A 14,870-nucleotide genomic window follows, 5' to 3' on the forward strand; every position below is an offset into this window, starting at 1 on the left:
TTATCGGGCTGAGTGCGCTGTGTCTGATAGCCATCTGGTTGTCGTTGGCGTTGGGGCCGGTGAGTTTGCCGTTGCTCGACACCATGCGTGCGGCCTTGCGCTTGATCGGCGTGCCGATAAATGGTGACGGGCTGGAACAGGCTGAGTTGATCCTGGGGCAGATTCGCTTGCCCCGAACGTTGCTCGGTTTGGCCGTGGGCGGTGTGCTGGCGTTGTCAGGTGTGGCCATGCAGGGCTTGTTTCGTAACCCTCTGGCTGACCCCGGCCTGGTGGGGGTGTCCAGTGGTGCTTCACTGGGCGCGGCGATTGCGATTGTCGGCGGCTCAGCCTTTGGCGGTTTGCCCGACGCGTTTGGCCCTTATTTACTGTCGATCTGTGCGTTTCTCGGTGGGTTGGGGGTGACGGCACTGGTTTACCGGCTTGGCCGCCGTAACGGGCAAACCAGCGTGGCAGTGATGCTGCTGGCGGGTATCGCCCTCACGGCGCTGGCCGGCTCGACGGTGGGGTTGTTCACGTACCTGGCCGATGACGCGACGTTGCGCACCCTGACGTTCTGGAACCTGGGCAGCTTGAACGGCGCCAGTTATGCCCGATTGTGGCCTCTGCTGTTTGTGACCGTGGCGGTATCCCTATGGTTGCCACGCCGGGCCAGCGCGCTTAACGCCTTGTTGCTGGGCGAGTCCGAAGCTAATCACCTGGGCATCAATGTAGAAGGGCTCAAGCGCGAGTTGGTGTTCTGCACCGCGCTGGGCGTGGGGGCGGCAGTGGCTGCGGCGGGCATGATCGGCTTTGTCGGTTTGGTGGTGCCGCATTTGGTGCGGCTGCTGGCCGGGCCGGATCATCGGGTGTTGTTACCCGCGTCGGTACTGGCGGGCGCTGCTTTGCTGCTGTTTGCCGACCTGATAGCGCGCCTGGCATTGGCCCCTGCGGAAATGCCGATTGGTATCGTGACCGCATTTTTGGGCGCGCCATTCTTCCTTTACTTGCTGTTGCGAGGCCGCCACTGATGCTGCGTACAGAAAACCTGCAGATTCGTCGCGGCCCTAAATGCGTGCTGACTGACATTACCCTTGAGGTGCGGCCGGGTGAAGTGCTGGGAGTCCTGGGGCCCAACGGTGCCGGTAAAAGCACCTTGCTGGCGGCGCTGTGCGGGGAGTTGGCGCCAACCGAAGGGCAAGTCTTGCTGGATGAGGATGCCTTGAGCCAGTGGAAGGGCGCTGAGCGGGCGCAGCGTCTTGCCGTGTTGCCACAGACATCGACCCTCGATTTTGCCTTTCGTGTTGAAGAGGTGGTCGGTATGGGGCGTTTGCCCCATCAGACCGGCACCGTGCGCGATGCCGAGATTATCTGTGCGGCGCTGGAGGCGGCTGATGTCGGGCATTTGGCGGGGCGCAGTTACCTGGCGTTGTCCGGCGGCGAGCGACAGCGGGTTCATCTGGCACGGGTGCTGGCGCAGTTGTGGCCGGGGCAAAATGGGCAGACGTTGCTGCTCGATGAGCCGACCTCGATGCTTGACCCTTTGCATCAGCACACAACCTTGAAAGCCATTCGTGCCTTTGCAGATCGGGGGGCTGCGGTGTTGATCATCCTGCATGACCTTAACCTCGCCGCGCGTTACTGCGATCGTCTGTTGTTGCTTGAAGACGGATACCCGCGTGCCTTGGACAGCCCGCAAGCAGTGTTGCAGCCGCAGTCGCTCAAAGACGTGTTCGGGCTGGATGTGTTGGTGCAGCCGCACCCGGAATTAGGACACCCGGTAATTATTGCGCGCTGACAACTTAAGAGGGCTGACGAGTTATCGCGATGTAGGAGCTGCCGCCCCGTCTTCGACGCCGCGCTGTCGCGCAGCAAACAGGACAGCGAGTATCTTCAGCATCCCCCAATCGGTTCCCTCTCCTTCGGGAGAGGCGTGGTGAGGGGGCTCTTAGATCAAGATCAAAAGATCGCGAGACAAGCTCGCTCCTACAGAGCCTTTAGAATCAATCACTTATTTTGTGTTTGATAGGAGTTGCCGAAGGAGGGTGGGGCGGGGTGAACGGGTGTTTTTCAGGCAAAAAAAGACCCGGCAAGAGCCGGGTCAAATAACCGTGATTAGCCTGATGAGGAGATTTTCTGAGAGTCCGAACCAAGGGCCTTCCAGAAGATCGACTGGCCTCGCGACCAGATGGCGTAATAATAACAATTCTCATTTTCATGTCAACAGCTGTTTTTCAGCTTTTTTTGCACGACCGATAAACGGTGCGGGCTAGCCTTTTTTCAGCTTGAACAAATCTTCTACTTGCTCATTCAAAAACGCCTTTCTGTGCGGGGGTATGTCGTTCCAGTGAACGTCCAGCAGCGCGCCCTCAATGGCATAAAGCAGCACTTTGGAGGCCCGAAAGCCTCTGGCTTTGACGGCCCGGTAAGCCTCGACCGCCCCGCGGCGCCTTAAATCCGAAGCGCTGTGGATACCGACAGCGTGCAACCATTGCGCCGAGGTTTTCCCAAGGTTTTTTAGATGCTGGAGTTCATCTTGCATCAGCTCTCCTTGCGACGGCGTGAGCTCAGCGCTTATGAGTCAAGACAGGTGAGCTGAAGTGTAGCGGCTGATAAGAAAGCCGCCGTCCGTTAGTCGTTTTTGGAACAAGCAGACGCAAAAAATGCAGGAGATGGCGTTAGGGCTGGGACAGGGGTTGATGAAAAGGCCCGAGCCAGAGCGCTTGCCTCAAATTGCAGGCAACAGTCGCCAACGCCGGGCGGGCGTTGGGGCGAATGTCGTATTTGGTTTATTTGGTGCGGTAGCGCAAGCGTGTGCCGAAGTTGACCGACATCAGGATTTCATCTGCGGTCAGTTCGACCGGAAAGTAGGCGCCTGAAATTTGCGCATGGGCCAGGCTGGCGCCTTCGATACAGGCGTTACGCAAGTCCAGGCCACGCAGATCGGCAGAACGGAAATAGGCGTCGGTAAAGTCCACGCTGTCCGCATTTAACTCACGCAAATCCAGCCCGCGAAAGTCGCCGCCACGCATATCAATGTGTCCGGATGGACGCTGTTGGTTAAACCCGCTGATGTTGTCTTCATGCAGTAACGTGTAGAGCGCCGATTGAAGCAAGGCTGGGCGGCTCATGGGGCGTCTCCTGATGGATGTACACCAATATTATAGTGCCACTATTGGCGTGCCGCGAAACCCTTGCAGTTTCGCGGCACGGGCAAGCACTTACAGCCCTGGCAGGCGTTGACGGATATCGCTGATCAGGGTGTCCAGGCTTTTGCTGTTGTTGGTTTCAACCGGTTTGCTGCGCAGGACTTCATCTGCCCCGAGTGGCTCCCGGCTGGCTTGTTGCGCTCGGACAACGTCCATGGTCGCGTCAGACGGGTCGTTGCCAAGGCTATTGCGATGAGCCAGCCAGCCTTCGATTACGGCGTCGGGTGCGGTGCAGTCGAGGATCAGGCACGGTACGCCCGTTGCTTCGGCAACTTTGGCGGCAGCGTCGCGTTGTTCGCGTTTGAGGTAGGTGGCATCAATGACCACCGGGAAGCCCGCGCGCAGCACGATGCCGGCCAGTTCATGCAGTTTGTCGTAGGTCGCGGCACTGGCGTCAGCGCTATAAATGCCATGGCCAACGGTGTTGTCGCCGGTTTGCTCGCCAAACAATTGCTTGCGAACGACATCAGAGCGCAAACGAATGGCGCCCAAGGACTCAACCAAACGCATCGCAACAGAGCTTTTACCGACGGCTGAAACGCCGTGGGTGATGGTCAGGAAGCGTGAAGGGATGGTGCTGTAGCTTTCGGCCAGGTTGGCGTAGTTGCGGTACTGGCGCAGGGTGGCCGCGCGTTGCACTGCGCTGGCTTCTGCCGGCATGCTGAACAGGCTGACTTTGGCACGAACCAAGGCGCGATAGGCTTTGTAGAAGTTCAGCAACTCAAGCCCTTGATAGTCGCCGGTCAACTCCAGGTACTGGCTGACAAAGCGGCGCGCCAGGCACTTGAGGCCGCGATCTTCAAGGTCCATGGCCAGAAAGGCGGTGTCGGCGTACACGTCGGTAAAACGGAACGGCTCGTTGAATTCGATGCAGTCGAAAATCACCACTTTGCCGTCGATCATGGTGGCGTTGCCCAGGTGGATGTCACCATGGCATTCGCGGATAAACCCTTGGGCCTTGCGTTGTTCGAGCAGTGGCTGGAGACGGGTGAAGCTGGCTTCGGCCCAGGCTTGAAGGGCATCGAGTTGCAGCAGGTCAGCTTTGTCGGACAGGAAAGGGCGGATCTGCTCGAAGTTCTGACGCACGGGCTCCATGACGGCTTCAGGGGTGCCTTGGTGATGTTCCAGCGGGACATGCGGGGCGTGTGTGTGGAAATGGGCAATTTGCTGGGCCATTTCGTCGATGTGCGCAGCAGTCAGTTCGCCATTGGCCTGCAGCGTGCTCAGCAGCTGGCTTTGCGGGAATTGGCGCATTTTCAGCACGTACTCGATAGCCGGGCCTTCGCCGCCGAGTTGAGGCGCGTCGGCACTGCCGGTGATCGGCAGTACGTCCAGGTACAGGCCTTCGGTCAGGCGCTGGTTGAGGCGCAGTTCTTCATTGCAGAAGAATTCGCGGCCACTGAGTTCGGTGAAATCAAGAAAGCCGAAGTTAACCGGTTTTTTGATTTTGTAGGCGTAGGGCCCGGTGAGGATAACCCAGGAAATGTGGGTCTCGATAACCTGAAACCCGTCGACTTCATGCGGGTATAAGCTCGGATTTTGTAGCGCGGTAATCAGGTTCTGGCTCACGGTCGGTCCTTCTAAAGGCGGGAAAATTCAATGCGCCATTATGGCTGTTGACAGCGGTCGTGCAAACCGCCGGACGCGCATGTTGAACATGAGCAAAGTGCGTATAATCCCGCGCCATGACTCGAACTCGATCCCCCCGCTCCCGTTCCAAACGTCCTTCTGGTGGCCTGCGGCCCTGGCTGGGTTGGGCCCTTAAGCTCAGCCTCGTCGGCCTGGTGGTGCTGGCAGGTTTTGCTGTTTACCTCGATGCCATCGTGCAAGAGAAGTTCTCTGGCAAGCGCTGGACTATCCCGGCCAAGGTGTACGCCCGGCCGCTGGAGCTGTTCGTCGGCCAGAAACTCAGCAAGAACGACTTTTTGACTGAACTCGATGCACTCGGCTATCGCCGCGAAAGTGTGGCCAATGGACCCGGTGCAGCCTCGGTGAATGGCAACACGGTTGACCTGAACACCCGTGGTTTCCAGTTTTATGAAGGTGCTGAGAAAGCGCAGCCAGTACGGGTACGTTTTTCTGGCGATTATGTGTCGGAACTGACCTCGACCAACGGCGCCAAGTTGCCCGTGGTGCGGCTTGAGCCGTTGCTGATTGGCGGCCTTTATCCGAAAAATCTCGAAGACCGGATTCTGATCAACATTGATCAGGTACCGCCGTACCTGCTCGATACGCTGGTAACGGTAGAAGACCGCGATTTTTATCATCACTTTGGCGTATCGCCCAAGTCGATCGTCCGTGCCCTGTGGGTCAACACCTCGTCCGGGCAAATGCGTCAGGGCGGCAGTACGCTGACTCAACAATTGGTCAAGAACTTCTTCTTGACCAACGAGCGCAGCCTCAGCCGCAAGCTGACCGAAGCGATGATGGCGCTGTTGCTTGAAATGCACTACGACAAGCGCGAAATTCTTGAGGCTTACCTCAACGAAGTGTTTGTGGGGCAGGACGGCCAGCGTGCGGTGCATGGCTTTGGTCTGGCCAGCCAGTTCTTCTTCAGCCAGCCGTTGTCCGAGCTCAAGCTGCATCAGGTGGCGTTGCTGGTGGGCATGGTTAAAGGGCCATCGGCGTATAACCCGCGTCGTTACCCTGAGCGTGCGCTTGAGCGGCGTAACCTGGTGCTCGATTTGCTGGAGCAGCAAGGCGTGGCGACGGCCGAGCAAGTCGCTGCGGCTAAAAAGATGCCGCTGGGCGTGACCAAGCGAGGCAGCTTGGCGGACAGCTCATTCCCGGGCTTCCTGGATCTGGTTAAACGTCAATTGCGTGAAGACTACCGCGACGAAGACTTGACCGAAGAGGGGCTGCGGATCTTCACCAGCTTCGACCCGATCTTGCAGATGAAGTCTGAAGCGGCTGTGGGTGACACCTTTAAGCGTCTGGCTGGACGCAAAGGCGCAGACGAAGTTGAAGCGGCGATGGTGGTTACCAACCCTGAAACCGGTGAGGTTCAGGCGTTGATTGGCAGCCGTCTGCCGGGCTATGCAGGCTTTAACCGCGCGCTGGATGCGGTGCGCCCGATTGGTTCGCTGGTCAAGCCTGCGGTGTATTTGACCGCACTTGAGCGACCAAGCCAGTTCACGCTGACCAGTTGGTTGTCGGATGAGCCGATATCGATCAAAGGGGCAGATGGCCAGGTCTGGACGCCGCAGAACTATGACCGTCGCTCTCACGGCACGATTTTCCTTTATCAGTCGATGATGAACTCTTTCAACCTGGGGACTGTGCGGCTCGGGCAGCAGGTCGGCGTGCCTAACGTGCTCAAGACGCTGGCGCGGTTGGGGGTAGAGCGTGAATTTCCGGCCTTCCCGTCCATGTTGCTGGGCGCTGGTGCGCTGAGCCCGATGGAAGTGGCAACGATGTATCAGACGCTGGCCAATGGCGGCTTCAATACACCGATGCGCGGTATTCGCAGTGTGCTGACGGCTGAAGGCGAGCCGCTGAAACGTTACCCGTTCCAGATCCAGCAGCGCTTCGATCCGGCCTCCATTTACCTGATCCAGACGGCAATGCAGCATGTGATGCGCGAAGGCACCGGGCGTTCGGTCTATAACGTATTGCCGAAAAGCCTAACGCTGGCGGGTAAAACCGGCACCAGTAACGACTCGCGTGACAGCTGGTTCGCAGGCTTCAGCCAGGATCTGCTGGCGGTGGTGTGGCTGGGGCGTGATGACAACGGTAAAACCCCGTTTACCGGTGCGAGCGGCGCCTTGCAGGTTTGGACCAGCTTTATGAGTAAAGCCGATCCGTTGCCGCTGGATATGCCGCAGCCGGACAACATTGTTAAAGCCTGGATTGATCCGCATACCGGGCAAGGGTCTGATGCGAGCTGCCCGGGCGCTGTGCAGATGCCGTATATTCGCGGCAGTGAACCGCCTGCTGGAGCCGGTTGTGGTGCGCAAGCACCCGCGACAGGTGAAGCGGTGATGGATTGGGTCAAGGGCTGGTTGAATTAAGCAAAGAGGGTGTGACGTGAACAAGTGGTGGATTCCGGCTGTTTCAGCCCTGGCTTTGCTCAATGGTTGTGCGAGCGTACCGCAGGGCTCGATCCCTGTGGTCGACTCCGGTGTTCGGGTGTCGAACAGCGAGCGTGTTTCGGCGCAGCGTACGACCCGTAATTATCCACAGGCCACTGCGCCGCGTGCTGCTCAGACTCAGGCAATCCCTCAGGATTCAGGTGTGGTGGTGATGGTGCCGGGTGGTGGAGCGGCGGTTTCGACGCCGATTCAGACCCAGCCGATCACGCCGGGGCCGATTACCCCTGGCCCGGCGGCGCCGATCAGCACCGGCAGCTATGCGCCGACAACGACTTACACCGCGCCGGCGCCGATTACGCCGAGTGGCATTCCGTCCAGCAGTGGCGGCTTGGCAGCAGATGAGCAACTGGATGGGCCGGTGTTGGCGCTGCTGACCACTGCTCAACAGCAGCAGGCGAGTGGCGACCTGAATGGCGCCTCGTCGAGCCTTGAGCGGGCACAGCGCGTGGCACCACGCGAGCCGCAAGTGCTCTACCGTCTGGCAGAAGTGCGTATGGCGCAAGGGGATGCGGCTCAGGCTGAGCAGTTTGCCCGCCGTGGTTTGACCTTCGCGAGCGGTCGTCCGGACTTGCAGGCGAGCTTGTGGGGCTTGATTGCTCAAGCGCGTGATAAACAAGGTGATGCGGCTGGCGCTGCATTGGCCCGTCAAAAAGCCAGGTAAGTTTCTGATGGATGCTCGTTTTGCGGCGATTGCCGAACAATTATTGCTGATTGAACGTGAACTGCGCGTACAGGGCTGGTGGGACGATGTGTCTCCCAGTGCTGAGGCGCTGAGCAGTGTTGAGCCTTTTTCGGTCGACACGCTGGACTTTCACCAGTGGCTGCAATGGATTTTCCTGGTGCGGATGAAGCAGATCCTTGAACAGGATCTTCCTCTGCCCAAGGTCTCGGGCATTCTGGAGATGGCCGAGATGGTGTATGCCGAGCGCCCTCAAGAGAGCCTTGGGTTGCGGGCTGAGCTGAAAAAGTTCGACCAACTGATCACTGACGCTGGTTAATTGCCTGGCTGCCGGTTTTTCCGGCAGTCTTGCGCATATTTCTACCGCTTTGCGCCATCTAGGCGAGTTTTATCCCTTCTCAAGCCCCTTTCTTCTACGTTCTCATGCGCTTAGTTGGAAAAAAGCGCAATTATTGCTTGACTTGGAGGGGCTGAAACACAAGAATCCAGACACCGCTGTACAGGGACTGCCAGAAGCAGACCCTCTCAGCAGATCATGAGGCGCATACCCGCGCCGACCTGTTACACCCGCAACGCGTTACCTCGCGCTGGGTGGGAAAACCCCGCAATATTTGGGGCGCTCCCAATACTTGCTCAGTCAGTGCTGACGTAGTCGGCGACCACCGTCGCTCATGCTCTGCTGAGAAGTAAACCTATTAAGACCCGTTCGTATTTTGTGAGCGGAATTCTGGCGTTTTAGAGGTGAACAACGTGGAGCTTTTATCTGGCGGTGAGATGCTCGTCCGCTTTTTGCGCGACGAAGGTGTCAACTATATCTACGGGTACCCTGGTGGTGCTCTCCTGCATGTCTACGACGCACTGTTCAAAGAACCGGAAGTTACCCACATCCTGGTTCGTCACGAACAAGCTGCTACCCATATGGCTGACGGTTACGCCCGTGCCACCGGTAAAGCCGGTGTGGTACTGGTGACTTCCGGGCCGGGTGCTACCAACGCTATCACCGGTATTGCTACTGCCTACATGGACTCCATTCCGATGGTGATCATTTCTGGCCAGGTGCCTAGCACTATGGTCGGGACCGATGCCTTCCAGGAAACCGACATGATCGGTATCTCGCGTCCTATCGTGAAGCACAGCTTCATGATCAAGCACGCGTCGGAAATCCCGGAAGTCATGAAAAAGGCGTTCTACCTCGCGCAATCCGGTCGTCCTGGTCCGGTCGTGGTCGATATCCCGAAAGACATGACCAACCCGGCTGAAAAGTTCGAATACGTTTTCCCTAAAAAAGCCAAACTGCGTTCTTACAGCCCGGCTGTACGTGGGCACTCGGGGCAAATCCGCAAAGCAGTAGAAATGCTCTTGGCGGCCAAACGTCCGGTCCTTTACGCAGGTGGCGGCGTTATTTTGGGTGGCGGTGCTGCACCGTTGACCGAACTGGCGAAAATGCTCAACGTCCCCGTGACCAATACGCTGATGGGCTTGGGTGCCTACCCTGGCACAGACCGTCAGTTCATTGGCATGCTCGGCATGCACGGCAGCTTCACTGCCAACATGACCATGCACAACGCGGACGTGATTCTGGCGGTGGGTGCGCGCTTTGATGACCGTGTTATCAACGGTGCTTCCAAGTTCTGCCCTAACGCCAAGATCATCCATGTTGATATCGACCCGGCGTCCATCTCCAAAACCATCAAGGCAGACGTGCCAATTGTCGGCCCGGTCGACAGCGTGCTGACCGAAATGGTTGCGATCCTCAAGGACATTGGCGAGAAGCCAAACCCTGAAGCGGTTGCCACCTGGTGGAAGCAGATTGATGAATGGCGCGGCGATCGCGGATTGTTCCCTTACGACAAGGGCGACGGCAGCAAGATCAAGCCACAAGCTGTGATCGAAATGCTCTGCGAAGTGACCAAGGGCGATGCGTATGTCACGTCCGACGTGGGCCAGCATCAGATGTTTGCGGCTCAGTACTATCGCTTCAACAAGCCTAATCGCTGGATCAACTCTGGCGGTCTGGGCACGATGGGCTTCGGTTTCCCGGCAGCAATGGGTGTGAAACTGAGTTTCCCTGATGATGACGTCGCGTGTGTAACAGGCGAGGGCAGCATCCAGATGAACATTCAGGAATTGTCGACGTGCCTGCAGTACGGTCTGCCGGTCAAAATCATCAACTTGAACAACGGTGTTCTCGGGATGGTTCGTCAGTGGCAGGACATGAACTACGGCAGCCGTCACTCGCACTCTTATATGGAATCGCTGCCTGACTTCGTCAAGCTGGCTGAGGCCTATGGGCATGTGGGTATCCGGATTACCGATCTCAAAGACCTGAAGCCGAAAATGGAAGAAGCCTTTGCCATGAAAGATCGCTTGGTATTCCTGGATATTCAGGTGGATACCAGTGAGCACGTTTACCCGATGCAGATCAAAGATGGCTCCATGCGCGACATGTGGCTGAGCAAGACGGAGCGTACTTAATCATGCGGCACATTATTTCTTTGCTTCTTGAAAACGAACCCGGTGCTCTGTCTCGCGTTGTTGGGCTTTTCTCGCAACGTAACTACAACATCGAAAGCCTGACGGTGGCACCAACGGAAGACCCGACTTTGTCGCGTCTGACGCTGACCACGGTGGGTCACGACGAAGTGATTGAGCAGATCACCAAGAACCTGAACAAGCTGATCGAAGTGGTCAAGCTGGTGGATCTGTCAGAGAGCGCTCACATCGAGCGTGAGCTGATGCTGGTCAAAGTCAAGGCAACGGGTGCCCAGCGGGCAGAAATCAAACGCACTACAGACATATTTCGTGGGCAAATTGTCGACGTCAGTAGCAGCGTTTATACCGTACAGTTGACGGGCACTAGCGATAAGCTCGACAGTTTCATCCAGTCGATTGGTACCGCCTCGATCCTGGAAACAGTTCGCAGTGGCGTGACGGGTATTGCCCGTGGCGACAAAGTACTCAGCATCTAAAACTTACAAGTGCTAACGGCCTGAATGGCCTGGATACATAAAGGAAAATCATGAAAGTTTATTACGACAAAGACTGCGACCTTTCGATCATCCAGGGCAAAAAAGTAGCCATTATCGGTTACGGCTCCCAGGGTCACGCTCAAGCGTGCAACCTGAAAGACTCCGGTGTAGACGTTACTGTTGGTCTGCGCAAAGGTTCGGCCACTGTCGCTAAAGCTGAAGCTCACGGTCTGAAAGTAACTGACGTTGCCAGCGCTGTTGCCGCTGCTGACCTGGTCATGATTCTGACCCCGGACGAGTTCCAGTCGTCTCTGTACAAGAACGAAATCGAGCCGAACATCAAGAAGGGCGCTACCCTGGCCTTCTCCCACGGTTTTGCGATTCACTACAACCAGGTTGTTCCGCGTGCTGACCTCGACGTCATCATGATCGCGCCAAAAGCGCCGGGCCACACTGTACGTTCCGAATTCGTTCGTGGCGGCGGTATTCCTGACCTGATCGCGATCTACCAGGACGCTTCGGGCAACGCCAAAAACGTTGCACTGTCTTACGCTTCGGGCGTGGGCGGTGGTCGTACCGGTATCATCGAAACCACGTTCAAAGACGAAACCGAAACCGACCTGTTCGGCGAACAAGCCGTTCTGTGTGGCGGTACTGTTGAACTGGTTAAAGCCGGCTTCGAAACACTGGTTGAAGCAGGCTACGCGCCAGAAATGGCTTACTTCGAGTGCTTGCACGAGCTGAAGTTGATCGTTGACCTCATGTACGAAGGCGGTATCGCCAACATGAACTACTCGATCTCCAACAACGCTGAATACGGCGAGTACGTGACCGGCCCAGAAGTGATCAACGCTGAATCCCGTCAAGCAATGCGTAACGCTCTGAAGCGCATTCAAGACGGTGAATACGCGAAGATGTTCATCAGCGAAGGCGCTACTGGCTACCCTTCGATGACTGCCAAGCGTCGTAACAACGCTGCACACGGTATCGAAGTGATCGGCGAGCAACTGCGCTCGATGATGCCTTGGATCGGTGCTAACAAAATCGTCGACAAAGCTAAAAACTAAGTCAGTACGATCTTGAAAAAACGCGGCCCTGGCCGCGTTTTTTCGTTTAAGCGGCAGCTTCTGGTATAAAGCAGGAACGTTTGCGGGTGAAAGTTGGTCTGCAAGCTTCTATTGAAACTTTCCATATCGTTGCAAGGTAATGTCCATGAGCGAACGTCCCGAAGAGCCAAAACAGGCTTCTGACGCCGATAGCCTGCTGCCTATCGATGAGCATGTCGAAGAAGGGCATGACGCTGAAGGCCGTAAGGTCCGGCATCGTGGTATCTATCTGCTGCCCAATCTTTTTACAACGGCAAACCTGTTTGCCGGTTTCTACTCCATCATCAGTTCAATGAGTGCGCAAAGCGCAATGAGCGCTGGTGATGCTGCGGGCGCAAGCAAGTATTTTGCATTTGCCGCCATCGCGATTTTTGTCGCCATGGTGCTGGACGGCCTTGATGGCCGGGTCGCTCGTATGACTCATACCGAAAGTGCCTTTGGCGCCGAGTATGATTCCTTGTCTGACATGGTTGCTTTTGGCGTGGCGCCAGCGCTGCTGGCGTTTGGTTGGGCGCTGGGCGACATGGGCAAGGTCGGCTGGATGGTGGCCTTCATTTATGTAGCAGGCGCGGCGTTGCGTCTGGCTCGCTTCAATACGCAGGTCGGTACAGCAGACAAGCGTTATTTCATCGGTCTGGCCAGCCCGGCTGCGGCAGGTGTCGTAGCCGGTATTGTTTGGGCGTTCAGCGATTACGGGATCCAGGGATCGAAAATGTCCTTCCTGGTGGCCTTGTTGGTGGCTGCGGCGGGCATGCTGATGGTCAGCAACATCAAATACAACAGCTTCAAGCAGCTGGATTTGAAAGGGCGCGTGCCGTTTGTGGCGATCCTGGCGGTGGTGTTGGTGTTCGCTGTGGTGTTCAGCGATCCGCCGCGTATTCTGCTGCTGGCTTTCCTGGTGTATGCCGCTTCGGGCCCGATTCAATATTTATTGCATCTGCGCCGTAACAAAACCGGCGAGTGATGTAATTTCCCCCAAACTCCGTAGTCTATTGGTGCATCAGCCCTCCAATACTGCGGAGTTGTCATGCTCATCAAGTTGCCTAAAGCGTCCGACTGCAAAGAGTCGGACGTCACCCCTGAGTCCTTCTATTTATCTCGCCGTGCATTGCTGGGTAGCTCGCTTGCAGGATTAGCCGTGAGCGCACTGCCGCCTTGGGCAAATGCCACTGATGCTTCGCGCTACGCTGATGTTGAACCGGGCAAGGCGCCGGGCTGGTTTGCCGAGAAACTCCCGCAGACCCAGTGGCAGGTAGTGACAGTCAAAGGGGAGGCCATTACGCCTTTCAAAGACGCTACTCACTACAACAACTTCTATGAGTTTGGTACTGATAAAGGCGATCCGGCGCAATACGCGGGTGCTTTGAAAACCGAGCCATGGACGGTGGTCGTGGATGGCGAGGTGGGTAAGCCTGGGCGTTATGCCCTTGAGGACTTCATGAAGCCTTACCAGTTGGAGGAGCGGATCTATCGGTTGCGCTGTGTAGAAGCGTGGTCAATGGTCATTCCCTGGATGGGATTCCCCCTGTCAGCGTTGCTTAAGCAGGTTGAGCCCACTTCGAAAGCTAAGTTCATACGCTTTGAAACCTTGAAGGACCCGAAAGTCATGCCGGGCCAGCGCTCTGACTTTGCGTTGATTGATTGGCCCTATGTAGAAGGATTGCGTCTGGATGAGGCGATGAACCCGTTGGCCATATTGGCGGTGGGAATGTATGGCCGCGAGTTGCCTAATCAGAACGGCGCGCCACTTCGTTTGGTTGTGCCGTGGAAGTATGGCTTCAAGAGTGTGAAGTCGATTGTGCGAATCAGCCTGGTTGAGGAGCAGCCGAAAACCACCTGGCAGAGTATTGCGGCCAATGAATATGGCTTCTATGCCAATGTGAACCCGCAAGTCGATCACCCTCGCTGGACACAAGCGAGGGAGCGACGTCTGCCGAGCAGTTTGTTTAGCCCTAATGTGCGGGATACGCAGATGTTCAATGGCTATGCGGATGAAGTCGCTTCTTTATATACCGGCCTGGATCTGCGGAAGAATTACTGATGAAGTTTGCACTGTGGCGAATCGGCGTATTTATAGCGGCTGCCATCTGGCCTTTGTATTGGCTCTATGAGGCGTGGAGCTTTGCCTTGGGGCCGGATCCCGGAAAGGTGTTGGTTGATCGGCTGGGGCTCGGGACTCTGGTTCTGTTGCTGGTGACCTTATGCATGACGCCCATGCAGAAGCTGACGGGCTGGCCGGGGTGGATTGCGGTCCGCCGTCAGATCGGGTTGTGGTGTTTTGCCTATGTGGTGTTGCACCTGTGCGCCTACTTGTTCTTTGTACTTGGGCTCGACTGGTCCCAGTTGGGTGTTGAGCTCAGCAAGCGGCCTTACATTATTGTCGGCAGCTTGGGCGCTCTATGTTTGTTGGCGCTGGCGGTGACCTCCAATCGTTACAGTCAAAGGCGGATGAGAGCGAGCTGGAAGAAGTTGCATCGCTTGGTATACGTGGTTGTAGGGTTGGGTCTTTTGCATATGTTGTGGATTGTGCGTGCAGACCTGAAAGAGTGGTCGATCTATGCCTTTATAGGGGCGTGCCTTTTACTGCTGCGCATCCCGCCGGTGATGCGTCGGATCCCTCGTCTATATAAGAAGAAACCAGTAGTGGCCACTTAATTCAAATTAAGGCTTGACTCAGAATTCTAGCGGCCTATAATTCGCACCACTTCCGGCGCAGTCGAAACGGAAAACTCTTTGAATATCAATGAGTTGGATGATTTTTACGGTGCCAGCTTCAATTCATCGAAGCAGGAAATGAGGTGTTGACAGCAGCGTGTAACGCTGTAGAATTCGCCTCCCGC

General features: G+C 56.6%; 14 protein-coding genes. 11 read left to right on the forward strand and 3 right to left on the reverse strand.

Going from position 1 to position 14,870, the window contains the following annotated elements:
• Nucleotides 1-23: 23 nt before the first annotated feature.
• Together TU84_RS23100 and TU84_RS23105 are read left to right on the forward strand one after the other, a co-directional pair.
• Complete coding sequence (locus TU84_RS23100) at nt 24-1,007, forward strand: FecCD family ABC transporter permease (RefSeq protein ID WP_174479346.1); 984 nt, start codon at nt 24-26, stop codon at nt 1,005-1,007.
• 2 nt (nt 1,008-1,009) lie between these two features.
• A complete protein-coding gene (locus tag TU84_RS23105; protein ID WP_409348752.1) occupies nt 1,010-1,774 on the forward strand; it encodes a heme ABC transporter ATP-binding protein in 765 nt (254 codons plus the stop codon).
• Nucleotides 1,775-2,245: 471 nt separating this feature from the next.
• Here TU84_RS23105 and TU84_RS23110 read toward each other — a convergent pair whose 3' ends face one another.
• From TU84_RS23110 to TU84_RS23120, 3 genes are all read right to left on the reverse strand, one after another.
• The gene (locus tag TU84_RS23110; protein WP_048373320.1) at nt 2,246-2,518 is read right to left on the reverse strand and encodes a TfoX/Sxy family protein; all 273 of its coding nucleotides are present in this window, start codon (nt 2,516-2,518) and stop codon (nt 2,246-2,248) included.
• Nucleotides 2,519-2,765: 247 nt separating this feature from the next.
• Nucleotides 2,766-3,107, reverse strand: a complete 342-nt coding sequence (locus tag TU84_RS23115) for a pentapeptide repeat-containing protein (RefSeq protein WP_048373322.1) — start codon at nt 3,105-3,107, stop codon at nt 2,766-2,768.
• Between the two features lie 90 nt (nt 3,108-3,197).
• Complete coding sequence (locus tag TU84_RS23120; protein WP_048373324.1) at nt 3,198-4,754, reverse strand: bifunctional aminoglycoside phosphotransferase/ATP-binding protein; 1,557 nt, start codon at nt 4,752-4,754, stop codon at nt 3,198-3,200.
• Nucleotides 4,755-4,870: 116 nt separating this feature from the next.
• Here TU84_RS23120 and mrcB point away from each other — a divergent pair, with 116 nt between their 5' ends.
• The 9 genes from mrcB to msrQ all read left to right on the forward strand — a co-directional run bounded on the left by mrcB (nt 4,871) and on the right by msrQ (nt 14,685).
• Complete coding sequence (gene mrcB, locus TU84_RS23125; protein ID WP_048373327.1) at nt 4,871-7,195, forward strand: penicillin-binding protein 1B; 2,325 nt, start codon at nt 4,871-4,873, stop codon at nt 7,193-7,195.
• A gap of 16 nt (nt 7,196-7,211) precedes the next feature.
• Entirely contained in the window at nt 7,212-7,937 is a 726-nt protein-coding gene (locus TU84_RS23130; protein WP_048373329.1) for a tetratricopeptide repeat protein, read from the forward strand.
• 7 nt (nt 7,938-7,944) lie between these two features.
• Nucleotides 7,945-8,274, forward strand: coding sequence for a YqcC family protein (locus tag TU84_RS23135; protein ID WP_048373331.1), 330 nt, complete (start codon nt 7,945-7,947; stop codon nt 8,272-8,274).
• A 431-nt stretch (nt 8,275-8,705) separates the two neighbouring features.
• The gene (locus TU84_RS23140) at nt 8,706-10,430 is read left to right on the forward strand and encodes an acetolactate synthase 3 large subunit (protein WP_048373343.1); all 1,725 of its coding nucleotides are present in this window, start codon (nt 8,706-8,708) and stop codon (nt 10,428-10,430) included.
• A gap of 2 nt (nt 10,431-10,432) precedes the next feature.
• Complete coding sequence (gene ilvN / locus TU84_RS23145; RefSeq protein WP_048373333.1) at nt 10,433-10,924, forward strand: acetolactate synthase small subunit; 492 nt, start codon at nt 10,433-10,435, stop codon at nt 10,922-10,924.
• A 50-nt stretch (nt 10,925-10,974) separates the two neighbouring features.
• Complete coding sequence (gene ilvC, locus TU84_RS23150) at nt 10,975-11,991, forward strand: ketol-acid reductoisomerase (protein WP_048373335.1); 1,017 nt, start codon at nt 10,975-10,977, stop codon at nt 11,989-11,991.
• Between the two features lie 145 nt (nt 11,992-12,136).
• Complete coding sequence (gene pssA, locus TU84_RS23155) at nt 12,137-12,994, forward strand: CDP-diacylglycerol--serine O-phosphatidyltransferase (protein WP_048373337.1); 858 nt, start codon at nt 12,137-12,139, stop codon at nt 12,992-12,994.
• Between the two features lie 63 nt (nt 12,995-13,057).
• Nucleotides 13,058-14,071: a protein-methionine-sulfoxide reductase catalytic subunit MsrP gene (gene msrP / locus TU84_RS23160; protein ID WP_048373339.1), complete on the forward strand. Its 1,014-nt coding sequence runs from the start codon at nt 13,058-13,060 to the stop codon at nt 14,069-14,071.
• Nucleotides 14,071-14,685, forward strand: coding sequence for a protein-methionine-sulfoxide reductase heme-binding subunit MsrQ (gene msrQ, locus TU84_RS23165; RefSeq protein ID WP_048373341.1), 615 nt, complete (start codon nt 14,071-14,073; stop codon nt 14,683-14,685). Before msrP ends, msrQ begins: the two co-directional genes overlap by 1 nt.
• Nucleotides 14,686-14,870: the final 185 nt, after the last annotated feature.

Origin of the sequence: Pseudomonas helleri (genome assembly GCF_001043025.1) — a bacterium.
GTDB lineage: Bacteria > Pseudomonadota > Gammaproteobacteria > Pseudomonadales > Pseudomonadaceae > Aquipseudomonas > Aquipseudomonas helleri.

What these genes read in the sequence shown, in the direction of transcription:
- pssA (WP_048373337.1), top strand. Translation starts at nt 12,137, where the DNA reads ATGAGCGAACGTCCCGAAGAGCCAAAACAGGCTTCTGACGCCGATAGC.
- msrP (WP_048373339.1), top strand. Translation starts at nt 13,058, where the DNA reads ATGCTCATCAAGTTGCCTAAAGCGTCCGACTGCAAAGAGTCGGACGTC.
- TU84_RS23110 (WP_048373320.1), bottom strand. Translation starts at nt 2,518, where the DNA reads ATGCAAGATGAACTCCAGCATCTAAAAAACCTTGGGAAAACCTCGGCG.
- TU84_RS23115 (WP_048373322.1), bottom strand. Translation starts at nt 3,107, where the DNA reads ATGAGCCGCCCAGCCTTGCTTCAATCGGCGCTCTACACGTTACTGCAT.
- msrQ (WP_048373341.1), top strand. Translation starts at nt 14,071, where the DNA reads ATGAAGTTTGCACTGTGGCGAATCGGCGTATTTATAGCGGCTGCCATC.
- TU84_RS23135 (WP_048373331.1), top strand. Translation starts at nt 7,945, where the DNA reads ATGGATGCTCGTTTTGCGGCGATTGCCGAACAATTATTGCTGATTGAA.
- ilvN (WP_048373333.1), top strand. Translation starts at nt 10,433, where the DNA reads ATGCGGCACATTATTTCTTTGCTTCTTGAAAACGAACCCGGTGCTCTG.
- ilvC (WP_048373335.1), top strand. Translation starts at nt 10,975, where the DNA reads ATGAAAGTTTATTACGACAAAGACTGCGACCTTTCGATCATCCAGGGC.
- mrcB (WP_048373327.1), top strand. Translation starts at nt 4,871, where the DNA reads ATGACTCGAACTCGATCCCCCCGCTCCCGTTCCAAACGTCCTTCTGGT.